The 24174-nt window shown below is 65.1% G+C and carries 22 protein-coding genes; 7 read left to right on the top strand and 15 right to left on the bottom strand.

The window, feature by feature from the left end; genetic code table 11:
- Positions 1 to 102 precede the first annotated feature (102 nt).
- From BH93_RS01935 to cobM, 12 genes are all read right to left on the bottom strand, one after another.
- Positions 103 to 1059 (bottom strand): cutinase family protein, encoded by a 957-nt coding sequence (locus tag BH93_RS01935; RefSeq protein WP_032381082.1) that lies wholly within the window; start codon positions 1057 to 1059, stop codon positions 103 to 105.
- Positions 1060 to 1085: 26 nt separating this feature from the next.
- The gene (locus BH93_RS01930; protein ID WP_037174805.1) at positions 1086 to 1634 is read right to left on the bottom strand and encodes a DUF732 domain-containing protein; all 549 of its coding nucleotides are present in this window, start codon (positions 1632 to 1634) and stop codon (positions 1086 to 1088) included.
- A gap of 97 nt (positions 1635 to 1731) precedes the next feature.
- Positions 1732 to 3615 (bottom strand): alpha/beta hydrolase-fold protein, encoded by a 1884-nt coding sequence (locus BH93_RS01925; RefSeq protein ID WP_371832083.1) that lies wholly within the window; start codon positions 3613 to 3615, stop codon positions 1732 to 1734.
- 221 nt (positions 3616 to 3836) lie between these two features.
- Positions 3837 to 4850, bottom strand: coding sequence for an alpha/beta hydrolase (locus BH93_RS01920; RefSeq protein ID WP_052065252.1), 1014 nt, complete (start codon positions 4848 to 4850; stop codon positions 3837 to 3839).
- A gap of 348 nt (positions 4851 to 5198) precedes the next feature.
- A complete protein-coding gene (locus tag BH93_RS01915; RefSeq protein WP_371829223.1) occupies positions 5199 to 6224 on the bottom strand; it encodes an alpha/beta hydrolase in 1026 nt (341 codons plus the stop codon).
- 219 nt (positions 6225 to 6443) lie between these two features.
- Positions 6444 to 8309 (bottom strand): flagellar motor control protein ZomB, encoded by a 1866-nt coding sequence (zomB, locus tag BH93_RS01910; protein WP_037174807.1) that lies wholly within the window; start codon positions 8307 to 8309, stop codon positions 6444 to 6446.
- The gene (locus BH93_RS01905; protein ID WP_037174808.1) at positions 8287 to 9192 is read right to left on the bottom strand and encodes a decaprenyl-phosphate phosphoribosyltransferase; all 906 of its coding nucleotides are present in this window, start codon (positions 9190 to 9192) and stop codon (positions 8287 to 8289) included. Before BH93_RS01905 ends, zomB begins: the two co-directional genes overlap by 23 nt.
- Positions 9189 to 9725, bottom strand: coding sequence for a phosphatase PAP2 family protein (locus tag BH93_RS01900; RefSeq protein WP_170944675.1), 537 nt, complete (start codon positions 9723 to 9725; stop codon positions 9189 to 9191). Before BH93_RS01900 ends, BH93_RS01905 begins: the two co-directional genes overlap by 4 nt.
- Complete coding sequence (locus BH93_RS01895) at positions 9703 to 11610, bottom strand: glycosyltransferase (RefSeq protein WP_037174809.1); 1908 nt, start codon at positions 11608 to 11610, stop codon at positions 9703 to 9705. The genes BH93_RS01900 and BH93_RS01895 overlap by 23 nt, the downstream gene beginning before the upstream one ends.
- Complete coding sequence (glf, locus tag BH93_RS01890; protein WP_052065253.1) at positions 11607 to 12836, bottom strand: UDP-galactopyranose mutase; 1230 nt, start codon at positions 12834 to 12836, stop codon at positions 11607 to 11609. Before glf ends, BH93_RS01895 begins: the two co-directional genes overlap by 4 nt.
- A 67-nt stretch (positions 12837 to 12903) precedes the next feature.
- Positions 12904 to 13653, bottom strand: a complete 750-nt coding sequence (gene cobF / locus BH93_RS01885) for a precorrin-6A synthase (deacetylating) (protein WP_037175124.1) — start codon at positions 13651 to 13653, stop codon at positions 12904 to 12906.
- Positions 13650 to 14393, bottom strand: a complete 744-nt coding sequence (gene cobM / locus BH93_RS01880) for a precorrin-4 C(11)-methyltransferase (RefSeq protein ID WP_037174810.1) — start codon at positions 14391 to 14393, stop codon at positions 13650 to 13652. Before cobM ends, cobF begins: the two co-directional genes overlap by 4 nt.
- 181 nt (positions 14394 to 14574) lie before the next feature.
- On the opposite strand from cobM, the gene BH93_RS01875 reads away from it, so the two are divergent.
- Together BH93_RS01875 and BH93_RS01870 are read left to right on the top strand one after the other, a co-directional pair.
- A complete protein-coding gene (locus BH93_RS01875) occupies positions 14575 to 16785 on the top strand; it encodes an N-acetylmuramoyl-L-alanine amidase (protein ID WP_037174811.1) in 2211 nt (736 codons plus the stop codon).
- 70 nt (positions 16786 to 16855) lie between these two features.
- The gene (locus BH93_RS01870; RefSeq protein WP_080739111.1) at positions 16856 to 17749 is read left to right on the top strand and encodes a M23 family metallopeptidase; all 894 of its coding nucleotides are present in this window, start codon (positions 16856 to 16858) and stop codon (positions 17747 to 17749) included.
- Between the two features lie 15 nt (positions 17750 to 17764).
- Here BH93_RS01870 and BH93_RS01865 read toward each other — a convergent pair whose 3' ends face one another.
- Positions 17765 to 18601, bottom strand: coding sequence for a Cof-type HAD-IIB family hydrolase (locus tag BH93_RS01865; RefSeq protein ID WP_037174812.1), 837 nt, complete (start codon positions 18599 to 18601; stop codon positions 17765 to 17767).
- A 75-nt stretch (positions 18602 to 18676) separates the two neighbouring features.
- Between BH93_RS01865 and BH93_RS01860 the strand changes: the two genes are divergently transcribed.
- Both BH93_RS01860 and msrA read left to right on the top strand, forming a co-directional pair.
- Complete coding sequence (locus tag BH93_RS01860; RefSeq protein WP_032381072.1) at positions 18677 to 19708, top strand: NADP-dependent oxidoreductase; 1032 nt, start codon at positions 18677 to 18679, stop codon at positions 19706 to 19708.
- Between the two features lie 55 nt (positions 19709 to 19763).
- On the top strand, positions 19764 to 20276 hold the full coding sequence (gene msrA / locus BH93_RS01855; protein WP_032381071.1) for a peptide-methionine (S)-S-oxide reductase MsrA: 513 nt from the start codon (positions 19764 to 19766) through the stop codon (positions 20274 to 20276).
- Between the two features lie 58 nt (positions 20277 to 20334).
- Here msrA and BH93_RS27855 read toward each other — a convergent pair whose 3' ends face one another.
- Both BH93_RS27855 and BH93_RS27850 read right to left on the bottom strand, forming a co-directional pair.
- Positions 20335 to 20985, bottom strand: a complete 651-nt coding sequence (locus BH93_RS27855) for an NAD(P)-dependent alcohol dehydrogenase (protein ID WP_242459095.1) — start codon at positions 20983 to 20985, stop codon at positions 20335 to 20337.
- Positions 20919 to 21380: an alcohol dehydrogenase catalytic domain-containing protein gene (locus BH93_RS27850; RefSeq protein ID WP_242459094.1), complete on the bottom strand. Its 462-nt coding sequence runs from the start codon at positions 21378 to 21380 to the stop codon at positions 20919 to 20921. The genes BH93_RS27855 and BH93_RS27850 overlap by 67 nt, the downstream gene beginning before the upstream one ends.
- A gap of 95 nt (positions 21381 to 21475) precedes the next feature.
- Here BH93_RS27850 and BH93_RS01845 point away from each other — a divergent pair, with 95 nt between their 5' ends.
- From BH93_RS01845 to BH93_RS01835, 3 genes are read left to right on the top strand one after another with little or no spacing between them, the layout of a single operon-like run.
- The gene (locus BH93_RS01845) at positions 21476 to 22057 is read left to right on the top strand and encodes a TetR family transcriptional regulator (RefSeq protein ID WP_037174813.1); all 582 of its coding nucleotides are present in this window, start codon (positions 21476 to 21478) and stop codon (positions 22055 to 22057) included.
- Positions 22058 to 22110: 53 nt separating this feature from the next.
- Positions 22111 to 23409, top strand: a complete 1299-nt coding sequence (locus BH93_RS01840; RefSeq protein ID WP_371832082.1) for a YhgE/Pip domain-containing protein — start codon at positions 22111 to 22113, stop codon at positions 23407 to 23409.
- Positions 23410 to 23428: 19 nt separating this feature from the next.
- Complete coding sequence (locus BH93_RS01835; protein WP_037174816.1) at positions 23429 to 24172, top strand: CPBP family intramembrane glutamic endopeptidase; 744 nt, start codon at positions 23429 to 23431, stop codon at positions 24170 to 24172.
- Positions 24173 to 24174: the final 2 nt, after the last annotated feature.

Below are 24174 nucleotides of genomic sequence, written 5' to 3'. Positions count from 1 at the left end.
CGAGTCGATCACACCGGCTGGGGGCATCCCGGCCCAGGTTTGTGCCCGGCAATAGATCGCCGCACTTCGCGTTGTGACGTTTCCGTTATAGAGCGTCGTCGCTCACGAATGCGCGGGCGTCGGGGCATTCTCGATCAACCCGGCAGCCCATGCCGCCGTCCACTGCGTCGCTGTCGTGCCGGAGCCGTCGACGACAAAACTGTTGTAGGACGCGTGCACGGGATTGCCTGCAGCACCGATCAGAATCTGGATGCTCTGCGGAATGTTGCGGAGCGACAATCCATCCGACGGCGAGGCACAGATCAAGTCCCCGGGTGCGCAGATCTGGTTGGTCCGGTCGTCGAGCGCACCGAACCCACCGTCCCGACGCCCCGTCATGGTGATGCCGGGCAGGTCGAGTCCCCCGAGTGCCACCTCGGCACCGACGCCGTCGAGCGGGCCGGGGACGTCGGTTCCCGAGACTCCGTCGCGTCGACCGTCGGCGATGAGGGTCACCCCGAGTACCCGATCGGCAGAGATGGGGCCGTTACCCGCGCCGATGTCGGACGCGATGTCGCCGGAGATGACCGCGCCCTGGGAGAAGCCTGCGAGCACGAAGTTGGTGAGCGGGCACCGTGCGCTCACATCGGTCATCTTCTGTACGGCAACAGCTTTACCCTCGGTGCGGCTGTTGTTGTAGGACTGCTGACCGTCCGGCGGCAGAGCGATGGGGTTCGAGAACTGAGCCACGTACGGCACGGTGTAGACGTCGGCGCGCGATCCGGGGAACTGCTCCTGCAACGGACGCGTGACGTTGAGCATCAGCGACACCGGGTTGGCGGTCGGGTTGTACGGATCGTCGGTGGACGAGGACTCCCAGGTGCCGGGAATGGCGATGACCTGCACATCGGGGCAATCCGCCGGCTGCGACGTCGGCTCTTCCGGCCCTGGCGGCGGCACGGGAGTATCCGGGCCCTTCGGCAACCGTCCGGCGAGTAGGTACCAGAGGGCGACGATGATCAATCCGATGATCACCGCAACGGCGATCACCGGAAGGATTCTGCGCTTACGCTTGGCCATCGGCGTGCATCTCCATCAGCGTGGATCTATGGCCTGCAGTACGTCGCCTGCGCGGCGGCGATGTAGGTCTGGGCAGCCTGCTGGGCCTGTGTCTCGCTCATCTGCGTTCCGGCCGCACTGGCTTCGACGCCGACGTTCGCGGTGACGTAGGTCGAGATCTCGTCCGCCGCCACACCCTGGGCCTGTGCGGCGCAGATGTAGTTGGCCGTCGAGACCGCGATGTCGCCGTTGCCTGCCGGCGTGATGCCCTGCTTCTTCAGCTCGTCGAGGAAGCTCTGACCGCGGTCGTCGATCTGACTCTCGGTCGGGCCAGGGAAGTCGTCCGGAACGGGTTGCGGCTGCTCCGGCGGCGCAGTGGCCGCCTCGCCCGGGCTCGTGGTCGGGGCGGCAGTGGTGCTCTCCGCCGCCGACGTCGTCGTCGTACTCGCCTCGGTTGTCGTCGCGGCTGCTGTGGTGGTGCTCGTCGGGGCCCCGGTGGCCGTCGAGTCGTCACTTCCGCAGGCCACCAGCATCGAGCTCGCTGCCACGGCGAGTACGCCGAGAGACAGAGTTCTGGCCAGAGAGTTACGCGTCATCGATCGAAAATCCTTCGGTCGTCGGGTCGCAGGCGAGCGTACAGCCACGCTCTGAGAGAACTCTGAAGCCGTGACCGACTCCGAAGCACTCTCGAGGTCACGGCGCGATCGTCGCCACGCCGTCCTTGACGGTGATGATGCCGAACTGGAAGTTCTGCTGCTTACCGCCACCGTCGATGTCGAACTGATCGCTGGTGGGGTAGCCGAGGCGGCCGCCCTCGTAGCCGACCGATCCCCAGGCGTCGAAGATCGGGCCGTACGGGGTGGACCAGGCACCGCTGAGCGGGCTCCAGTAGATGTTGCCGGTCTCGAACTGGTTGAACCGTCCGCCGTCTCGGATCGGGCCGAGCTCGTTGGACTTGGGGAACCCGAGAGGTCCACTCTCCCAACCCAATTCACCGTACTTACCGAGAATCATGCCCTGCACCGAATGGACTCCCGCATCGGGCGAGGTGTAGATCGCACCGATCTCGAATCCCTGAACCGACCCGGGCTTGTTCGGAGTCACGACCTCGTCGAGCACCGGGTAGCCCAGGGGCCCACCCTCGTAGCCCTGGGCTGCCCACTCGTCGAGCACGGCTCCCTTGACCACATGAGCACCGGTCTGCGGCGTGAAGTAGACCATGCCGTTCTGGAAGGCGTTGAACCGTCCACGACCGTCCGGGGTACCGATCTCGCCGGTCTTCGGGAACCCGAGTGCACCCTCGGGACCCTTGTTGCCCTGGTAGATACCACCGATCGCTCCGGCGACGACCTGCGCGCCGGTGTCGGGGGTGAAGAAGACTCGGCCGAACGTGAAGTCCTGAGCGCGTCCACCTGCGACGTTGTATTCCTCGGTCAGGCACGGTCCGAGCCACGAGTTGGCTCCGCTGGCGTTGCCGATCATTCCGGCAGCACTGCACGCGGGCTTGTCCACCTCGACACCGAGCGCGGTGGCGAGCTGCGGCCACAGCTGGTGCAGCTCGAACTGCCAGTACGGCCACGAGTGCGTGCCCGACGGCCGGTAGTTCACCTGAGCCGGGATACCGAGCTGATTGAGCTTGGTGGCGAAGGTCTGCGAGGTCAACCGCGACAGGATCTCGAGGCCCATGCCGGCGTAGTTGGTGCTCACACCCGGGATGGGCGACGGCTGATCGTACGGTCCGGTGGAGCCGTTGCCACTGGAGATGTAGAGGCTGACGCCCTTCAGCTTGTCGGCGAGCAGGTACGGATCATGTTGCGCCCACAGGGAATTGGACGGCGATCCCCACATGGCGCTGGAGTTGTAGCCGCCGGCGTCGGTCATTGCGTACTGGATGGCCTGCGGCATGCCGAGCGAGGTGGTGGTCAGGATGCCCGAGAGCGAGCCGGCGAACTTGAAGAAGCCGGGGTTGCGCGCTGCGAGGAACATCGCCGAGGTGCCACCCATCGACAGTCCCACGACGCCGCGGGTGTCGGTGCTGCGCCAGTCCTTGGCCAGGATCGGCGGGAGCTCCTTGGTCAGGAACGTCTCCCACTGGTAGTTCTTGCCGTTGTCCTGATCGACCCAGTCGGAGTAGAAGCTGGACTGGCCACCGATGGGGAGGACGACGTTGACGTTCTTGTCGGCGAAGTACGACTCGGCGTCGGTCTCGGCCGTCCAGCCGTTCTCCTGGTCGGTCGCGCGCAGGCCGTCGAGCATGTAGACCTGCGGGAACGTCGCCTGGGGGTTGATGTTCCAGTCACGGGCGAGCAGCAGCTGAACCTGGATCGGCGTACCCATCGAGGGCGACTGGATCCACAGCGCGACGCGGCGATCGGAAAGCCAGTCCACGGACGTCACCGTGGCGCCGGAGGTCTGGGTGTAGGCGGGTCCGGCGTGTGCAATCGGAGCTGCGGCCGCAACCGTCGTCGTCGCGAAGGGGATCATCAGCGCGGAGGCGACGGCCAGTGCTGCTGCCGCTCGCCCGGCCCGTGTGCCGGCCGATGGGATTCGACCGAACCGAACAAGCCCAGTGCGCATGATGGTGACTCTCTTTCGACGTGAACTCTCGAAGGTCTCGTTAGGAGACATGCTTCGTATGTCTTTCTACACGTGCCGGATGGCGACGGACAGCAGACGCGCTGTGACTGATGGTGCGATTGTGAACAGAGGTGATGGATTCGATCCCACCGAAACCGAAGAATGCCGCCCTGCGTTGGTGCGCAGGGCGGCATTCTCCGAGCATCGATTACCTGTCGAGATCAGGCGTTGAGCGCGTCCAGGATCTGGGTGCGAGCCTTCCACAGCTCGGCTCCCCAGTACGGCCAGGCATGGATTCCGTTCGACGGGAAGCTGTACGTGGCCGGGATGCCGAGAGTGTTCATCCGGATCTGGAATGCACGGGTGTTGGCGAGCGAGAGCGCCTCGAGAGCCATGCCGTTGGCCGTGTTGTAGAAATCGATCGGCGCGGCAGGATGGTCGAACTCGCCGGGCAGACCGCTGGCTGCCGAGATGTACAGCGACAGGCCCTGCAGACGCGGTGCGAAGACGAACGGGTCGTTACGCAGCCACGCCGGGTTCCACGGCGGTCCCCACATGGAGTCGACGTTGAAGCGACCTGCGTCGAGCATCGCAACGCGGATGGCCTCGCGCATACCGGGCGCGGAGATGTTCAGGTAGCCCGAGAGCGAGCCGGCGAACTTGAACTGATCGCGGTGGTACGCCGCGAGCGTCAGAGCCGCGGAACCACCCATGGACAGTCCGAGGACACCGTTGTTGCTGCGCGAGACACCGTAGTTCTCGAGGAACGCCGGAAGCTCCTGCGTCAGGAACGTCTCCCACTTGTAGGTGACTTCCTGGCCGTTGAAGTTCGACGAGGTGTACCAGTCGCTGTAGAAGCTGGACTGACCGCCGACGGGCATGACCAGGGTCACGTCGTCGTTGGCGAACTGGTCCTGCGCGTTGGTCTCGAACGTCCACGCGTTGCGGTCGTCGCGGGCGCGCAGGCCGTCGAGCAAGTAGAGAGCAGCATTTCCGCCGCGGGCGGCCCACTGAACCTGAACCTTGATGGGGCCCATCTCGGACGGAACGATCAGGTCCTCGCGGCCACCGGCCGGAGTCTGGTGCACGAAGGACGCCGGTGCCGCAACAGCGACGGCTCCGCCGACCACACCGGCTGCGATGGGCAGAACGAGCGCTGCTGCGCTGACGCCGAGCAGGCGCTGACGCCAGCGTGAGGAGGCCTTCGGTGTACTGCTGAGGCCGGCAAATCGCATGGAATGGTGCTCTCTCTCATCTACGCGGTCTCCGCTGTCGTAGCGGCCCCCGGCAATCGAACAGGGCGAACTGGTGGCCCCGTGAGGCCGAGGTGGAGCTGGGGATGCTGACAAGACCGAAGCCTCGAGAAGCTGAGGTTCTGCTGAGAACAGGAGAACCGCTCGATGGAGGTTATTCCATCGAGCGGTTCCAAGGCAAAACTGTGATCAGCGTCGCAGTTTCATCTCGCCGTTTCCCCGAAACAGGAGACTATCCTGCGTCGTCCCCGCTGAACAGCCCTGAAAAGTCGTGAGTTGTCACTAGGGGCCGAAAAGCGGGCGAAACGACCGAAACGTTGTGCGGGCCGGTCAGTTACCGATGTTGGCGCTGAGGTCCGGAGCCATGACGCGAATCTGCTCGCCCCAGTAGCCCCACTGGTGGGTGCCGACGGCCGGGAACGCGTAGGTGACGTTGTTGGCACCGATACTCGCCATGCGGATCTGGAAGGCGCGGCTGTTCGCCAGAGCGATGGCCTCGAGGCCCATGCCGTTGGCGGTGTTGTAGTAGTCGATGAAGCTCTGCGGGCGATCGAGTCCGCCGGGCAGACCGCTACCTGCGAAGACCCAGACACGCGTTCCGTTGTCGCGCAGACGAGGTGCGAAGACGAACGGATCGTTGCGCAGCCACGCCGGATCCCACGGCGGGCCCCACATCGCGTCGATGTTGTAGCGACCGGAGTCCAGCAGCGCCAGACGCATCGCCTCGCGCATGCCCGGAGCCGAGATGTTCAGGTAGCCGGACAGCGAGCCCGCGTAGCTGAACTGGTCGGGGTGGTACGCGGCGAGCGTCAGAGCGGCGGAGCCACCCATCGAGATACCGATGACACCGTTGCGGTTGGGGTTGAAGCCCCAGTTGGCGCGCAGGTTCTCACGCAGGTTCTGCGTCAGGAAGGTTTCCCACTTGTAGGTGGTCTTCTGACCGTTGAAGTTCGACGGTGCGTACCAGTCGGAGTAGAAGCTCGACTGTCCACCGACCGGCTCGACGACGTTGATGTTCCACGAGGCGAGAACTGCTCCGGCATCGGTCTCGTGCTCCCAGCCCGAGATGTCCGTCGTGGCGCGCAGACCGTCGAGCAGGTAGACGACGCGGTTGGTGTTACCGTCCGCTGCCCGCCACACCCGGCTCTTGATCGGGCCCATGCTCGAGTCGGTCCAGACGTCGATGGCATTGCCGTCGAAGGCCGCGTTGGCAGTTGCGCCACCGCCCGCTACAGCCAATCCCAGTGGGAGGACCACCGCCATCAGCATGGACGTGGCGGCGCGGCGTCCCCATGACCCCGCTCGCTTGTCCGCCCCACGCTCATTCACGGACCGGCTCTTCCATCTACCCAGCATGCACTCGACCTCTCAGCTGCTTCGTCGTCACATCGGTTACGCAATCAACGCTTGATCTCGCAAGTTCATCATGTCTGTCGATCGGCCGTACAGGTCGTCCGCATACACATCCTTCGCACATATCGCGCGAAGTACGACCGCCGTTACACGATTGAGATAGCTCATCTTGGCGTCGAGATCTATTCGGCGCAACCCGGTGACTCTTTCGTGTCCTGACATCTAATTGTCGGCTTTCAATATCGGAGCCGGAAGATCACATCGCTGTATTTCGTACTTGGGCACTCGGTCGAATCGATATCCGGCGTAGAAGAACGAGCGTTTGAGATTCCGGACGAACAATTGCTTCGTCAGCGGCGCTCGATACGACGCCATCAATTCCTCGGTATCGGGGCAGGTCAGTGCAACCTGAGCTTCGGTGACCCAGTCCTCGTCCATGTACCAGGGGAGGTACGGGTGGATCCCGACGAGTCCGAGGTCGGCCACCACCCAATCCGGGTACAGGTTCTTGTCGTGCCCGATCCGGCCGTTCTCGAGCCGCTCGGTGTGCGACGCCAGCGGGTACGCCAGTCCCATCTGATCGATGACCCGCACGTCGAGGCCGACGTTCATGCTGGTCATTCCCAGGTTGAGGAAGTAGACGGTGTGACCGAACCCACCCTCGGGGATGGGCAGCGGCGGTGGAACGACGTCCCAGTAGGTGAACTGCGCCGACGGCAGCAGCAGGCCACCGTCCGGGGTGTCCTCGATCGCCTCGACCATCGCGCGCATCCGCGGATAGTCGAGATAGTCCGACGCGAGAATCGGGTGGGCGTGCCCGGTGTTGAGCGAGTAGAAGGCACGTTCGTCGACGATGCCGCTTCGGCCGACGATCGAGCCCTGCGGCATCCCCGTCGTATTCGCGGCCGCGACCGCCCAGACCACGATGCCGACCCACACGAGAACATCGGCGACGAATACCGCCGTCGCCCGGTCTGCAGACCAGCGTTTCGGTAGGGCAACGGGCAACACCGAAATCGGCAACAACAGCGTGAACAATGCCGGTAGCAACGTGCGCCCGTGCATGAAATCGCCGCCGACACGAATGGCGTACACGGCGAGGACGAAACCACTGATCAATGCGAACACGACGACGGCAGTGGGCGTCCTCAGCGCCGCGAGCCAATCGTGGAGCGACCGCGGCACCGACAGCCGAATTCGCGACACCGACAGCGCCGCTCCGACGACGAGAAGCGCGAGCGGCAACCACAGCAGGTACGGCCCCACCAGGTTGGACAGGTACGCGAATCCCTGCGACCACTTGGCTCCGCCTGCATCCTTCGATACCGCGGTGTTGGGGTACGGCAGGCCGTAGTACCCCATGCGCCAGATCTGGTAGAGCACCGGAACCGCTCCGGCAACGGCGAACACCCGGATCCTGGACAGCCAGCTCTGCGGAGCCAGGAAGATCATCGCCAGCGCGAACACGGCCACGATGGACAGTTCCGGACGCACCAGCGGGCCGAGACCGGCGAAGAAAGCCAGCCCGAGCAGTTCGACGCCACCGCCGCGGCGCTGGCCCCAGCGGACCATCAGCAACCACAGCGTCGCCAGCCAGAAGATGACCAAGCAGGTCTCGAGCCCGGACGTGGCGAAGTCGCGGGCGGGTGGAACCGCGATGTAGACCAGGACTCCTGCGGGGAGGAACAGAGTCCGCGTCGCGGTGCGACCCCGAAGCGCGAACGTACCGATCATCGCGATGACGACGGCAGCGGTGGACAGCACGAGTGCGATCGTCAGAACCACGTACTCGAGGCGTCCGTCGCTGAGCCAACTGCCCGCGTACACGAGGTAGGTCCAGATGGTGCTGGTGTTGGTCTCGACCCGCTCGCCCGCGTTGAACACCGGGCCGTTTCCGGCCAGCAGGTTGCGGACGGTGCGCAGCACGATCAAGCCGTCGTCGGCGATCCAGCGGCGCTCCCACGCACCCCAGAGGAACAACGCTCCGGTGACCACGGCCCCGACCCAGAAGACGGGCCTGGTGATCGATCCCCGAGCGGAGTCCTCCTCCCGCGTATCTCGCTGGTCAGGCGAGGTAGACAGCGACACCAACCACTCCGATCCACGCTATGGCGAGTAGCTGCAGAACCCTGTCTCCCAACGCGATCTCTTCGGGTTCGCCTGCCTCGCCGCCATCGACATCCACTGCGTATCGCAGGATTGCGATGGTAAACGGAATCATCGAGATGGCGAACCAGTTGGCACTCGTGCCCGCATCCTCCTGGAACGCCCAGAGGCCGTAACAGATGACCACGGCCGTCGCCGACAGCGTCCAGACGAATCGCAGGTAGGTGGTGGTGTAGTTCTCGAGCGATTTGCGGATCTTCGCCCCGGTTCGCTCGGCGAGCTGCAGCTCGGCGTACCGCTTACCGGCCGCCATGAACAGCGATCCGAACGCCATGATCAGCAGGAACCACTGCGAGAGCGGGATCGAGGCAGCGACGCCACCGGCGATGGCGCGGAGCAGGAAGCCGGAGGAAACGATGCAGATGTCGAGCACGGCCTGGTGCTTGAGGCCGAAGCAGTACGCCAGCTGAACGGCGATGTACACGCCGATGACCAGGGCGAGCTTCCAGTTCGCGATGAAGGACAGGCCGATGGCGAGGCCGAGTGAGACCACGGCCATCCCGTACGCGACGTTGACCGGCAACACACCGGCAGCGATCGGCCGGAAACGCTTGGTCGGATGAGCGCGGTCTGCCTCGACATCGAGGGCATCGTTGACGAGATAGATGCCCGAGGCCGCGAAGCAGAACACGACGAACGCGAGCGCAACGGACAGCAGCACGTCGCGATCGGTGACCGAGCCTGCCGCCAGCGGCGCCGCCAGTACCAGGACGTTCTTGACCCACTGACGCGGACGAAGCGCCTTGACGATGCCGTCCGCCAGATTCTTCGGCGGTGCGCCTACGGGTGCGGCATCCTCGCTCATTTGTCTCCTTCGAACTTCACGACGGCCGCAGCCGTCAACGCGCCGAGTGCCGATCCGGCCAGCACATCGGTGGGGTAATGGACTCCGAGCACCAAGCGCGAGAGCAGCATGGGTGGGACGAGGACCGCCGGTAACGGTAGCCCGGTCACCCGGCCGAGGAGAACCGCGGCCGCTGTGGTGGATGTCGCATGCGAGGACGGGAAGCTCAGCTTGCTGGGCGTCGAGACGTTGATGCGTACGGCCGGGTCGTGGGGACGCGGCCGCCGCACGATGCGCTTGATCACGATCGACGCGGCATGCGAGCCGACGGCCCCGACGGCCACCGATGCCCACTGACGCCGACGCGGCGCGTCCAGTGCAGCACCGATTCCGGCGATCGCAACCCAGCCGAGTGCGTGTTCGCCGAAGTGCGACATGCCACGCGCGACGGTGATCGCACCGGGTGCACTGCCGACTGTGCTCTGCACCTTCTCGAGGATTCGGACTTCCGTCGGCACCTCGGTCTGGCCTTTACGCCTGGTAACGAAAGACACGTTCCCACGTTTCCTTACTGGTCAGGTGCGGCACGGCATCACGGTATCGAGCTTTGAGTGCGGGGAATTCGGCTGCCAACTGCTTGCGCAACGACAGTGCTTCCTTGAGCAACGCGGCGGCCTGCGCGCGGTCGCGCTTGCGGTAGACGACGCCCCGGCCGTCGGCGGTGGTGACGGTGACGCCGTCGACCTGGGAGAGCAGGAACCAGCGTGCGTCGAGAGTCGGAACGTTGAGCTGCGGACGCTCGTGATGCTGCTCGTGCGCAGGCTTGACGTTGTGCAGCAAGCCCTTTGCCAGACGACGGACCTTGGAGATCGGGTTGCTCGGCATGCCGACGGCTCCGACCTCCTCACCGGATGCGAGCGGCAACTCCGTGGAACTGCCGACGACGACGGCGTCCGGGAATTCCTTGCGCAGTGCGTGCACCGTCGGCAGCGCCGTGGGCAGGATCTCGAGGATGTGCTCGGGACCGGCCAGGAAGTCGCGAATCGCGAGGTTCTGAATGGCGACCGTCGAGTACTCGAGGCACAGCAGGTGCTTGACGGTGGCCTTGATGGTGTCGAGCACCAGGCCCTTGCCGTCACCCGGCATGTGCAGGGACGCGACCACGAGCCGGTTGCGCAGGTGGAAGTACGCCTGCCAGTCGATGGCGTCGTCCTTGTCGCTCCACGCCATGTGCCAGATCGCCGCACCCGGCAGGGTCACCGTCGGGTAGCCGGCATCGCGTGCGCGCAAGCCGTATTCGGCGTCGTCCCACTTGATGAACAGGGGCAACGGCTGCCCGAGTTCCTCGGCGACGACGCGCGGAATCATGCACATCCACCAGCCGTTGTAATCGACGTCGATGCGGCGGTGCAGCAGCTTGCTGGTGCGCAGCGGGTCCTCGGAGAAGTCGTGGTCGTATTCGACGTTCTGCGCACCGGTCCACATGAAGTTGCTGCGGTCGATCACTTCACCCATGACATGCAGGTGACTACGCGCCTGCAGGTTGAGCATCTGGCCGCCGACGAGCGTGGGGACCTTGGCGAACCGAGACATCGCCAACGCCCGCAGAATCGAATCGGGCTCGATCTCGATGTCGTCGTCCATGAACAGAATGTGTTGGCAGGCAGTGTTGTTCAGCGCCTCGTACATGATGCGGCTGTATCCACCGGAGCCACCGAGGTTGGCTTGGTCGTGGATGGCGAGTCGCCCGCCGAGGGCTGCTGCGGCCTCGTCGAACCCGGGCTCGTCCTTGGCCTTGCGGGTGCCCTGATCCGGCATGATGACGGCCTGGATCACGTCGAGAACCAACGGATCCGAGCCAAGGGCGACAAGGGCTTTGACAGCATCGGTCGGGCGGTTGAACGTGGGGATGCCGACGGCAACCGTGGCCTCGCCCGGTGCCTCGATGGGGGCGTACCAGCCCGCGCTCTCGAGGACAACCTCGGAATCGGAGGTGATGTCGAACCAGATCCAGCCGCCGTCCTCGAACGGACCGAGGTCGATCAGAAACTCTTGTGCTGCATCGCCGTCGACGGCCTCACGGCCCTCGACGTGGATGCGCGACGCGTCGGCCTTGGACCGGTAGACGTCGATTCGGCAGTGCCCGGAGACCTCCACACGCAGCACCACGGACTTCAGAATGCTGTAGCGCCGCCAGTAGCTGGCCGGAAACGCATTGAAGTAGGTACAGAACGACACCTCGGACTCGGAGCCGATCGTGACCGAGGTTCGCGAGAGCGAGTGTGCCCGTTTGGCATTGGTGAGCGCTTCTTCGAGGTACAGGGTTCGCACGTCGAGCGGCTCACCCGAGCGGGGCAGCAGTACTCGCTGCAGCAACGCCTTGCCGAGGACCGGGACGGCGTCCGCGACGCCGTCGGCGAGGAGGTGTTTGGCGGTCACTTGTCGCCTGCCAGGGGTGCGCCGGTCTCGAAGTGCGGGGCCAGAGTGTTGTCGTACATGTTCAGCGCGCTGGCGATGGCCATGTGCATGTCCAGGTACTGGTACGTCCCGAGACGCCCACCGAAGAGCACGCCGCTGGAGGCTGCTTCGGCCTTGGCACGATCGCGGTACGCCTCGAGCTTGCTCCGATCGTCGGGAGTGTTGATCGGGTAGTACGGCTCGTCGCCGCTCTTCGCGAAGCGGGAGAACTCGCGCATGATGACCGTCTTGTCGGTCGGGTACTCGCGCTCGGGGTGGAAGTGACGGAACTCGTGAATACGAATGAACGGCACGTCGCCGTCGTTGTAGTTCATCACCGGCGTGCCCTGGAAGTCACCCGTCGGCAGCACCTCGGTCTCGAAGTCGATGGTGCGCCAACCCAGTTCGCCCTCGGAGTAGTCGAAGTAGCGATCCAGTGGGCCGGTGTACACGATCGGGGCGTCAGGGCTCTCGGCCACGATCTGCTCCCGCACGTCGAACCAGTCCGTGTTCAGCCGGACCTCGATCTTCTCGTCGGCGGCCATCTTCTCGAGCCACGCGGTGTAGCCGTCGACGGGCAGTCCCTCGTAGGTGTCGTTGAAGTAGCGGTTGTCGAACGTGTAGCGCACCGGCAACCGGGTGATGTTGCCCGCGGGCAGATTCTTCGGATCGGTCTGCCACTGCTTGGCGGTGTAGTCCCGGATGAACGCCTCGTACAGCGGACGTCCGATCAGCGAGATCGCCTTCTCCTCGAAGTTCTGCGCGTCCTTGGAGTCGAACTCGTTGGACTGCTCTTCGATGAGAGCCCGCGCCTCGGCCGGCGAGAAGTACTTGCCGAAGAACTGCGAGATCAGGCCGAGGCCCATCGGGAACTGATACGACTGGCCCTTGTGCAGAGCGAAGACGCGGTGCTGGTAACTCGTGAAGTCGGTGAACTGGTTGACGTACTCCCAGACCCGCTTGTTCGAGGTGTGGAACAGATGCGCGCCGTACTTGTGAATCTCGATACCCGTCTCGGGCTCGGCCTCGGAGTACGCGTTGCCACCCAGGTGATGCCGACGATCGAGCACCAGAACACGCTTGCCCAGCTGGGACGCCGCCCGTTCGGCCACGGTCAGTCCGAAGAACCCGGATCCGACGACGATCAAGTCGTATCGGCCGGTCGCGGAGGCGTCGGAAGAGGTGGTCTCGGAGCTCACAGCAGTCACGGGCAACCAGGGTATCCGACGATCGTGACCGCTCTACCCCACCAGGCATCGGTCGGCCGGTCCGGTGTCACGGGGTCAGGCGTCGGAGCAGGTACGTGTCCATCACCCAGCCGTGCGTCGCTTTGACCTCGTCGCGGGCGCGGCGGATGTCTGCCAAGACGTCGTCGAGTGGCCCCGCCACCAGCTTCTCGTCGACCGTGCCCAGGTTGGCACCCCAATGAATGCCCCACCCCGCGCCGGTCAGCGCGCTGCAGGCCAGGTTGCCGTCGAGCATGACCACCAGGTTGTCCAGCCCGGCAGCGACGTCGCCCGCCAGGTTGCGGCCGGTGGTGATGACGATCGGTCCGCCGATGCGATTGAGTACGAGCCGGTGACTCGAAGCCAGCATCGACACACTGGAGATGCCCGGTGTGACATCGAACTCGATGTCGCCGCGCAGTGCAGCCAACCGCTCGACGACGCGGATAGTGCTGTCGTAGAGCGCGGGGTCTCCCCAGACGAGGAACCCGACAACGGTGCCCTCCGCGAGACCGTCGAGCACGTCGGCGTAAGCGCGGGCGCGGGCGTCGTGCCAGTCGAGAACGGCGGTCTCGTACTGCCGGGGCGACCGATCGCGCGGCGGGTCGGGCACCTCGATCACCCGGTAGCTGCCACCGTGGTGGCGGTCGAGGATCTCCTGCCTGGCCGCGCCGAGATCGCCGACGGACGCGCCCTTGTCGGCCACGATGAACACGTCCACGGCCCGGAGCTTCTCGACGGCCTGCACCGTCACCTGGTCCGGATGTCCGCCGCCGATGCCGATCAGATGAATCTTCACGAGCGGTCTCGGCACGCGTCGTACAGATGCGATTCGGCGACGACGCGTCGAGCCAGGGCGGGCCCCACCAGGATGACTGCGGCCTGACGCAGGCCCGCGGCCTCGACCTGATCGGCGATATCACCCAGGTTGCCGCGCAGGATCAGCTCGTCCGGCTTGCTGGCGTGGAAGACGACCACCGCGGGGCAATCCGGCCCGTAGAACTCGGTGAGCTCGTCGGCGATGAGTCGGGTGCGGGTGATCGCCAGGTGCAATCCGAGCGTCGCGCGGGTGGCGGCGAAGTTCTTCAGCGCCTCGGTGTCGGGCATCGCCGTCGAGCGAGCCTGCGCGCGGGTGAGCACCACCGATTGCGTCACCTCGGGAACCGTCAGCTCGACGCCCAGTGACGCGGCAGCAGCGGCGTAGGCCGGCACGCCGGGGGTGACATCCCAGGGCACGCCTGCGGAGTCGAGTCGGGCGGACTGTTCCGCCAGCGCCGAGTAGAGGGACGGATCGCCCGAGCACAGGCGGGCGACGTCCTCCCCGCGCTCGTGGGCGGCGACGAGTTCAGCGGTGATGGCGTCGAGGTCCAGCTTCGCGGTGTCGACCAGGCGGGTACCGGCCGGGCAGTGTTCGAGGATGGCGTCGTCGATATAGGTACCGGCGTAAACGCAGACCGGGCTGGATCGTAGGAACTCGACGGCCCGCAGCGTGAGGAGGTCCGCAGCGCCTGGTCCGGCTCCGATGAAGTGCACAGTCACAGCTGAAAAGCGTAGGCGACATGTCCGACGCGCCGCGCCACCGGAACTACCCGGCTGTGGCTAACTGTCAAGCTAAGGTTTAGCCTTGTGTCTGATGGGACTCATGTTGCTGATGTGATACGTGATGTTCAGCAATCGAGATCCTACGACGCGTACCTACCAACAACCAGGGAGTACCGCCTTGCCGAACCGTCGAACGAAGCCGTCGATCGTTCTCGGTGCTGTCGCACTACTCGCCGTCGCGACCCCCTTTGCGGTCGCCGGCCTCACCGACAGCACGACAACCGGAGTTCGACCGGCCAACGAGACAACCCCGGTCACCGTGCCGACCACGATCGTCGAGACCGCACTCAGCGCAGCACCGGACATCGTGATTCCGCTGCAGGAGCTCACCGGCCTGCCGCTGCCCGATCTACGGCTCTCCGATCTGAAGTATCTGCCGCTGCCGGATTCCATCGTGATCCCGCCGATCCAGATCCCCGACATTCCGGGCCTGACCACGCCGGCGCCGGGGAACGCGACCGCGCAGGCACCGATTCCCCGGGTGGACGCATCGGCACCGGTCAACCCCGAAGCTGCCGACCCCACCGGGCCGCCGCTCGGTGCGGCAGTCAAGGAAATATCGCAGGACACCCCGTTCAGCATGGTGGCGTTGACCTCCGAGCAGCTGAACGGTGCGTCTGCACAGGTTCGCCGGCAGCTCGAGGACGGATCCTGGGGACCGTGGCTGCAGACCGCACCGGTCGACAGCACTGCCGACGACTCCGTTCCCGCTGCGGGAAAGCAAGGTACCGAACCGATCTTCGTCGGACTGACCAAGGCCGTGCAGGTGCTGCTGACGCCTCTGACGAGCAGTGCCGCTCCCGAAAGCTTCGCGAGTGCACCTGTTCCCGAGGTTCCGGTCGTCGAGCTGCCCGCTGCTGACGCGCCTGCCGAAGCTCCTGCTGCAGATGCTCCTGCCGCCGAGGCTCCCGCTCCCGCCGCCGCGGAACAGCCCCTCGGCTACACCCCGGCGTCGTCGAGCAAGCCACTGCGCCAGCAGGATCCGGCCCCCGTGGACCCCGCGGCCCCGATCGAGCCTGCTCAGCCCGAAGCTGCACCGGAGAGCTCGGCCGAGCAGTTGGCCTCGGCAGTGAACGACATCAGTGCCGTACTCATCACCCCCGGCACGTCCCCGGCCGACTCCGCACTCAGCGACCTCGCCACTCCGGTGGCGGGCGACGCGGGCCCCAAGGTCATCACCCGCGCCCAGTGGGGTGCCGACGAGTCGATCCGTTGCGCCACACCGACGATCGACGACTTCATCGGCGGTGCCACCGTGCACCACACCGCGGGCAGCAACGACTACTCCAAGTCCGAATCGGCCGAAATCGTCCGGGCCATCTACGCGTACCACGCGCAGACGCTCGGCTGGTGCGACATCGGCTACAACGCTCTCGTCGACAAGTACGGTCAGATCTTCGAAGGCCGCGCCGGTGGCCTGGACAAGCCGGTTCAGGGTGCCCATGCGGGCGGGTTCAACGAGAACACCGTGGGTGTCGCCATGATGGGCGACTACTCCACCGAGGATCCCTCGCAGGAGACCGTCGACTCGGTCGGCAAGTTCCTCGGCTGGAGACTCGGCAAGGCCGGTCTGGATCCGAAGGGAACCACGACGATGACCTCCGAGGGAACGGATTTCACGTTCATCGGCAAGGGCAAGACCGTCGACCTGCCGGTGATCTTCGGGCACCGCGACGTCGGCAACACCGAATGCCCCGGTGACGCCGGGTACGCCCGGCTCGGCGAGATCCGCGACATCGCAGCTGCCAACCTCGGCGGCGGGGATGCCACACCGGCGTCACCCGATACGACCGACACCGCTCCCGACACCGCGGTGACCGACCCGGCTCCGTCACGCCCGGGCACCGATGCCAGTTCCACTCTGGGCGAGAACATCCCGGCGCTGGTCGCCGAGCTGCAGCGTCTGGCGTCGACCAGTCCTGTTGCGCAGAAGTGGTTGGCCTCGGGCGGCGAGACCGGCTCACTGGGCGTACCGGTGAGCGGCCTGGTGCAGGTGAGCGGCGGCCGTGAGAAGGCGCAGTTCCAGAACGGCGAGATCATCACCAACATGGCCGGTCAGGCTGTGGCCGTGATCGGCAAGATCTTCCAGCAGTACCTGCAGCAGGGTGGCGTCGACGGCGTCCTCGGTCTGCCGGTCACCGACGAGTTCAAGGTGCCGGAGGGCTTCCGGACGGACTTCGAGAACGGTTCGTTGATCTTCAACGAGCTCACCGGAATCGTCACCACGGTGATCAAGACGTACAACGACACCTACAATGCGGAAATGCAGAACCCCGCTGCGGCACCGGTGGAACCGGCACCCGCACCGGAGCCTGCACCCGCGGGCTGACATTCCCGCGAAAGGGCCGAGTCACTCTGGTGACTCGGCCCTTTCGTGTTGGGGTGGGTAGCGTGAAGTGATGTCTACGCGGACGCGCTTTATGTTGTTGTCCTCCATCCCCCAGCTGGTCTGGCTCGCGCTCGTCGCCGTAGCTGTCGTCGGTTGCTGGACGGCCGAGAACGGCGGCCAGTGGGCCGGATCTCTACTGCTGATGTTCGCGACGTTCCTGTTCGCATACTTCTTCTCGGTACCGTCGTCGACGACGTTCGGTATTCCGTACGTTCCGATCAGCGCGATGCTGCTGCTGGTGTGCGCGGTATCGGCCGTGCGAATCGACGACTGGACCGCCGGTTTCGACACCGACTCCTTCTCGTTCGAAGCGGTGCTCACAGTCTGTGCCGTCGCGGCTACGGTTGCGAGTCGCCAACGTGCCGTGCGTGATTCGACGACTCTCCGGTTGCACTTCCCGGTCGCCGGTGGGCGGTGGGAGGTGGCCGCAGGCGAGGGCAGACTGTTCAATCATCACTGGGAGGCACCACTCCAGCGCGCGGCACTGGATCTCGTCGCGGTCGATGTTCGTGGTTCCTCGCATCGCGGGGTTCTCGCCGGATGCGACGAGGACTACTACGCCTTCGGTTCACCCGTGCACTCCCCCGTCGACGCCGAGGTGCTCAGGTGCGGCGACGGCCTGAACGACGGCGAGCTCAACCCGGCGAAACCGGCGGGAAATCACGTGGTGCTGGGAGCCGGGTCGGAGGAGATTCTGATCGCGCACCTGAAGAAGGGAAGCGTCGCTGTCACCGCGGGGCAGCGCGTGCAGGCCGGCCAACTGCTGGGAGTCGTCGGGAATTCGGGCAACTCGACCGAGCCGCACCTGCACATTCACGCCCAACGGGACGGACATGCGGTGCGCATCGTGTTCGACGACGTCCGCGGCCGGATGTGGCCGGGTCGACGCGTCATCCGCCCCTGATCCGGCGGCGACGCGTCACCACCAGCGTTCGAGAACCTGCGCCACTCCGTCTTCTGCGTTGGTGACGGTCTGTTCGTTCGCCGCCGCGACGGCAGCGGGGTGTGCGTTACCCATCGCAACGCCGAGTCCGACCATCGACAGCATCGGCACATCGTTCGGCATGTCACCGAAGGCGACGATGTCCGATACGTCGACCGACAGCGTCTCGGCCACCTTGGCCAGTCCCGACGCCTTGGTGATCCCCGGGGCCGACAGCTCGATGAGTCCGTTGTCGGTGGAGAACGTCAGGTCGGCGCGACCGGAGATCAGCGGCGCGAGAATGTCGGCCATATGGCCGCTGGTGGATCCCGAGAGCCGGATCAGCAGCTTCACCGCGGGGACGTCGACGACGTCGTCCTCGGTCATCTCCACGTTGTCGGGGTTGAGCCACGCATGCTCGTAGCCGGGCGAACTGACGAACTGCGGTGTGGCCGAGTCGTGTGCGGTCTGCCCCACTCGCTCGGCGGCCAGACCGCAGCCGGGCAACGCGCGGTAGGCGACGTCGGCCAACCACTGCAGCGTCTCGACCGACAACGTCTCGGCGCTGAGCACCCGATCGGTGGCCGCGTCGTAGATCACCGCACCGTTGGCGCACACCGACATCGGTGCGTATCCCAACTGGTCGACGACGGGTTGAATCCATCGCGGCGGCCTGCCGGTGGACAGCACGAACGGCACTCCGTCGGCCACTACGGCCGAGACGGCACGCTTGGTGCGTTCGGTGACGCGTTCATGCTGGTCGAGCAAGGTGCCGTCGACATCGCTGGCAACGAGTCGGGGGGCGAGGCGGGTGGTGTTCGGCGCGTTGGTCATCGTGACGTCATTCTGCCCTAGTGCCGAAGTGCCCTGTTTTCGACATGCACGTCTTCGATGTGGAAGGAACGGTAGATGACATCTGTGAACCGTCAGATCCGATTGGCTCAGCGCCCGGTGGGACGTCCCGACGACTCGACGTGGGATCTGACCGAGGAACCGATTCCCACCCCGGGCGACGGCGAGTTCGTCGTCACCGTCGACTACGTCTCTCTCGACCCGGCCATGCGCGGCTGGCTCAACGATGCACGCTCGTACGTGCCGCCCGTCGGCATCGGCGAGGTGATGCGCGCGCATGCCGTGGGACGGGTGTTGGAATCGCATCACCCCGATTTTGCTGTGGGAGAGATCGTTTCGGGCTCGTTCGGCGTCACCGAGCATGCACTGTCGGACGGCACGGGAGTGCAGAAGGTCGACGAATCCGTCGCACCGGCACCCACGTGGCTCGGAGCCCTCGGCTTCCCCGGATTGACGGCATACTTCGGCCTGATGGACGTCGGCAAGCTGACCGAGGGCGATACCGTCGTCATCTCGGGAGCCGCGGGCGCCGTGGGCAGCATCGCGGGTCAGATCGCGAAAGCCAAGGGAGCCACCGTGATCGGCATCGCCGGCGGTCCCGAGAAGTGCGCGTGGCTCACCGAGGAACTGGGCTTCGACGCGGCGATCGATTACAAGAACGAGTCGGTGTACCAGGGCCTGAAGGCCGCTGCGCCGAAGGGCATCGACGTGTACTTCGACAACGTCGGCGGCGAGATTCTCGACGCGGCTCTCTCACGTCTGCGCAAGGGCGCGCGAGTGGTGTTGTGCGGAGCCATCTCCGGCTACAACGCCACCGATCCGCAGCCCGGGCCTGCGCACTACCTGTCCCTGCTGATCAATCGCGCATCGATGACGGGCTTCATCATCTTCGACTACCTCGATCGGTACCAGGAGGGTATCGATGCCCTGTCAGAGCTGCTCAGCAGCGGCAAGATGACCGCACGGGAGCAGATCGAGATCGGCGGCGTCGCCGCCTTCGGATCGACACTGAACCTGTTGTTCGACGGTGCCAACACCGGCAAACTGGTTCTCGAGGTCGGCGAACGCCCCCACGACTCGGAATTATGACGGCCGCTCGTTCGTTGGACCCCATGTATCGACCGATAGAGCATAAGGAGTAACGATGTCTGCAGCCACCGAAACCGCCATCCTCGCCGGAGGGTGCTTCTGGGGAGCCGAGGAGCTCGTCCGCAAGCTTCCGGGAGTGGTCTCCACCCGCGTCGGATACACCGGCGGCGAGGTTCCCAACGCCACGTACCGCAACCACGGCAATCACGCCGAGGGCCTCGAGGTCGTCTACGACCCCACCCAGACGTCCTACCGCGATCTACTGGAGTTCTTCTTCCAGATCCACGATCCGTCCACCAAGAACCGTCAGGGCAACGACATCGGTGCCAGCTACCGGTCGGCGATCTTCTACCTGAACGACGAGCAGAAGCGCGTCGCCGAGGACACGATCGCCGACGTCGACGCGTCGGGACTGTGGCCGGGCAAGGTCGTCACCGAGGTGACCCCGGCAGGAGACTTCTGGGAGGCCGAGCCCGAGCACCAGGACTACCTGCAGAAGTACCCCGAGGGATACACCTGCCACTGGGTACGTCCGGACTGGAAGCTGCCGCGTCGGGCAACCGCCTGACGGCAGAGCGGCTGCGCCGCAGGTGAGCGAAACTTCGTAGCAGGGGTCGAAATTCCGCTCACATAGGCCGAGCACTCAGATCCGACATATCGAGTACGAATCTGTACCGAACGTCGTTGGCGGCCAGCCGGTCGAAAGCGTTGTTCACCTGAGCGGACGGCATCGTCTCCACGTCGGCGACGATGCCGTGTTCGCCGCAGAAGTCGAGTAGATCTTGGGTGTATCGGCGTCCACCACTGCCCGCCGACGCCAGACTCTTTCGGCCGATCAGTAAATCCAGGAAATCGACCGTCGTAGAGCCGAGATAGCCGACGGTGCACAGTGTTCCGTCGAGCGCGAGGCAGCGTAGGTACGGCGCAAGATCGTGCTCGACGGGCACGCAGTCGATGATCAGATCGAGACCACCTGCCAGTGCGTTCATCGCGGCATCGTCGGTCGAGACGACCACGTGATGGGCACCCAGCTCCTTCGCATCGGCGGCTTTGCTTGCGCTGGTGGTGAATACAGTGACCTCCGCCCCGAGTGCGCGGCCCAGCTTCACCGCCAGATGGCCGAGCCCACCGATTCCGGCTACCCCCAACCTCACACCAGGCCCGACGTTCCAGCGACGCAACGGCTCCCACACGGTGATGCCGGCACACATCAGGGGTGCCACTGCCGCTGGGTCGAGGTTGTCCGGGCGGTGGTAGACGAACCGATCGCGAACCACGTACTCGTTGGAATACGCACCGCGAGTGGTAGTTCGTCGTGTCGGTCACGCCCACCGTAGGTCAGTGTCGGGAACTCTCGACAGAAATTTTCCTGACCCACCGTGCACATATCGCACCGACCACACGAGTCGACGATGTTTCCGACGGCCACCGCATCGCCGACGGCAAAGTCCGTAACGCCGGAACCGATCTCGGTCACCTCCCCGACGAACTCGTGCCCGGGCACCACCGGGAAGTCACCGGGATTCCGCGTCGAGTGCAGATCGGTGTGGCACACCCCGCAGTACGTCACCCGAACGGCAACGTCGTCGACGCGAAGATCCCGCCGGGCGAATGTCCACCGCTCGAGTGGCGCAGTCTCGTCGACAGCTCGGTATCCGGTAGCTGTTCGCATGTTCGCATCCCTTCAAAAGTAACCAACTGGTTGGAAACAGTAGCGCCCGGCGAGATGGTTTTCAACCAACCAGTTGGAAATGTATGGTTTTCCGCATGGGCAATTCGGCTGCTACCCGCGCTCGGCTACTGGCCGCCGCCACCGAGGAATTTGCGACGCACGGCATCGCCGGAGCACGGGTGGACCGAATCGCAGCGGCGGCCGCGTCGAACAAATCGTTGATCTACAGCTACTTCGGCAACAAGGACACCTTGTTCGACGTCGCCTTCGACACGCGAGTCGACACCGATATCGAGAACATCGCCTTCACTCCCGAAGACCTGCCCGGGTACGCGGTGAAGCTCTACGACATGTACCTCGGCGACCCCACGCTGGTACGCCTGCTGACGTGGGCGCGGCTGGAGCGAACCCCGGCCGGGCCGCTGTTCGACCGCAGACCCGGACACGACGACGAGAAATTCGCGATGATCGCCGACGCTCAACGCGCCGGGCTGCTGGTGGACGACGTGGACGCCGCAGACATCTGGTCGATGCTGATCGCGTTGGCCGGCACGTGGGCTCAGGCGGCGATCATCCACACCGCCGACAGCAACGAACCCGTCGCCGACCACGATCGACGACGGGCGGCCCTCGCCGCCACCGTCTGGAGGGCGTTCAGCCGATCCCCGGCTGGGTGAAGCATCGGTCGAACTACCGCGCACATGGGAGCCGAACTTGCGACACTGATCCGGTGACCTCCGACAGAACCCCTCGGTCGATGGCCGATGTGCTTCGTTCACCGCGTTTCTGGCTCGCTCCGATCCTCGTTGTCTCGGCATTGATGTCGTTCCTCGCCGCCCTGTATCTGGGCGGCGTTCTCGATCCCCGAGGCAACTTGCACGACCTGCCCATCGCGATCGTCAACCAGGACGAGGGCGACACCCTCGCGGGCGAGCAACGCAATATCGGCAACGACATCGTCGACGGCTTGATCCAGAACGTCGACTCCGAGAAGGTCGCTTTCCGCGAGGTCGGCCCGGCACAGGCCGAGTCGTTGCTGTCCACGGCCGAGGTCTACGGCTCCATCGTCATCCCCAGTGATTTCACCAAGAGAATGGGAATCCTAGCGCAGGCGAGCGTGATTCCCGGCGATGTCGAGAAGCCGGTCATCACGGTGTACACCAATCCGCGGGCGGGCAGCTTCGGTATGTCGCTCGTGACCGGAGTGGCCACGCCTGCATTCGAGTCGGTGAATCAGACCGTGGGCCAACAGATATCCGATCAGGTTCGCCAGCAACTCGGCGACACTCAACTGGCGGGCGCGAGCGCACTGACGTTGGCGCAGCCGATCAATGTGATTGTGGCCCAGCATGATCCACTGCCCGACGGTACCGGCGGTGGCCTGTCTGCTTTCTACTACGCGCTGTTGCTCGTCTTGGCAGGGTTCACCGGTGCGACCATCGTCAGCACACTCGTCGACGGACTACTGGGGTTCACCCCCACCGAAATCGGCCCGAAGTACATCCACCGCGGACCCACCCAGATCAGCCGGTTCCAGACCCTGCTGGTCAAGTGGCTGGTGATGTTCGTTCTCGCCATGCTCGTATCGGGCCTGTATTTGCTGATCAGCCATCTGCTCGGCATGCCCATCACCCATGCGTGGACCCTGTGGATGTACGGCGCGTTCGCGATCACCGCCGTCGGATTCACAGCGCTGGCGGTCATGTCCGCATTCGGCACAGCAGGGTTGCTGATCAACTTGGTCGTTTTCATCATCCTGGCACTGCCGTCCTCGGGCGGCACGATTCCCCTCGAGGCGAGCCCGCCGATCTTCACGTGGCTGGCTCAGTTCGAGCCGATGCATCAAATCTTCCTCGGCACCCGCTCGATCCTGTACTTCAACGCCTCGCCTGACGCCGGCCTGCTGCACTCGGTGGGTATGACGTCTCTCGGGCTGCTCATCGGGCTCGTGTTCGGCCTGGTGTTCACCCTTCTCTACGACCGCAAGGGCCTCGACCGAAGCCTCGATTCTCCGGGCGTTATCAGCTGACGCCGGTACACTCGATCCAATGCTTGCTGTTGACCCGGCCGGAAGCGTGGCACCCAGACGTGCCTTCCACGCTTACCTCGACGTCGCCACCGTCGTGCTCGTACTCGTGGGCACCAACCTCATCGCGCACTTCACCACGGCGTGGGCCAGTATCGCGACGGTTCCTATCGCCGCAGTGCTGTTGGTCGTTCTATCGAACCGCCGTGGCCTGGGCTGGGCCGAATTGGGCCTGTCACCGAAACAGTGGAAGACGGGTTCGCTGTACGCGCTGGGAGCCGTCGGAATCGTCCTCACGGTCGTCGCGATCGGCGCGTTGCTGCCGTTGACCCGCCCGTTCTTCATGGCCGATCGGTACGCGACCGTCTCGGCCGCTGTGATCGCGTCGATGATCGTCATTCCACTGCAGACCGTGATCCCGGAAGAGCTCGCGTTCCGCGGGGTTCTGCACGGAACGCTGGGCCGGATCTACGGCGCACGGGGCGTGTTCGCGGCAGGATCTCTGTTGTTCGGACTGTGGCATATCGCGTCCTCGCTGGGCCTGACGGCGGGCAACGTCGGCCTCAGTGGGTTCCTCGGCGGTGGCCTGTTCGGGCAGATCGTCGGCATCGGGCTGGCTGTCATTGCAACGGCCGCGGCCGGTGTGGTCTTCACGTGGCTGCGCAGCCGCAGCGGAAGTCTCATCGCACCCATTGCCCTGCACTGGTCGTTGAACGGACTCGGCGCACTGGCTGCCGCCCTCGTGTGGCACGCATCGATGAACTGATA

Origin of the sequence: Rhodococcoides fascians A25f, from assembly GCF_000760935.2 — a bacterium.
Classification (GTDB): Bacteria; Actinomycetota; Actinomycetes; order Mycobacteriales; family Mycobacteriaceae; genus Rhodococcoides.
Note: the sequence above shows the minus strand (reverse complement) of the source record. Positions and strands in the feature narration are given on the sequence as shown.

Coding starts and splice junctions, on each gene's coding strand:
- BH93_RS27850 (WP_242459094.1), bottom strand. CDS start 21,380: ATGCGAACAGCTACCGGATACCGAGCTGTCGACGAGACTGCGCCACTC.
- BH93_RS01920 (WP_052065252.1), bottom strand. CDS start 4,850: ATGCGATTTGCCGGCCTCAGCAGTACACCGAAGGCCTCCTCACGCTGG.
- BH93_RS01835 (WP_037174816.1), top strand. CDS start 23,429: ATGCTTGCTGTTGACCCGGCCGGAAGCGTGGCACCCAGACGTGCCTTC.
- BH93_RS01905 (WP_037174808.1), bottom strand. CDS start 9,192: ATGAGCGAGGATGCCGCACCCGTAGGCGCACCGCCGAAGAATCTGGCG.
- BH93_RS01915 (WP_371829223.1), bottom strand. CDS start 6,224: ATGCTGGGTAGATGGAAGAGCCGGTCCGTGAATGAGCGTGGGGCGGAC.
- BH93_RS01930 (WP_037174805.1), bottom strand. CDS start 1,634: ATGACGCGTAACTCTCTGGCCAGAACTCTGTCTCTCGGCGTACTCGCC.
- BH93_RS01870 (WP_080739111.1), top strand. CDS start 16,856: ATGTCTACGCGGACGCGCTTTATGTTGTTGTCCTCCATCCCCCAGCTG.
- msrA (WP_032381071.1), top strand. CDS start 19,764: ATGTCTGCAGCCACCGAAACCGCCATCCTCGCCGGAGGGTGCTTCTGG.
- BH93_RS01935 (WP_032381082.1), bottom strand. CDS start 1,059: ATGGCCAAGCGTAAGCGCAGAATCCTTCCGGTGATCGCCGTTGCGGTG.
- BH93_RS01845 (WP_037174813.1), top strand. CDS start 21,476: ATGGGCAATTCGGCTGCTACCCGCGCTCGGCTACTGGCCGCCGCCACC.
- BH93_RS01925 (WP_371832083.1), bottom strand. CDS start 3,615: ATGCGCACTGGGCTTGTTCGGTTCGGTCGAATCCCATCGGCCGGCACA.
- BH93_RS01865 (WP_037174812.1), bottom strand. CDS start 18,601: ATGACCAACGCGCCGAACACCACCCGCCTCGCCCCCCGACTCGTTGCC.
- BH93_RS01860 (WP_032381072.1), top strand. CDS start 18,677: ATGACATCTGTGAACCGTCAGATCCGATTGGCTCAGCGCCCGGTGGGA.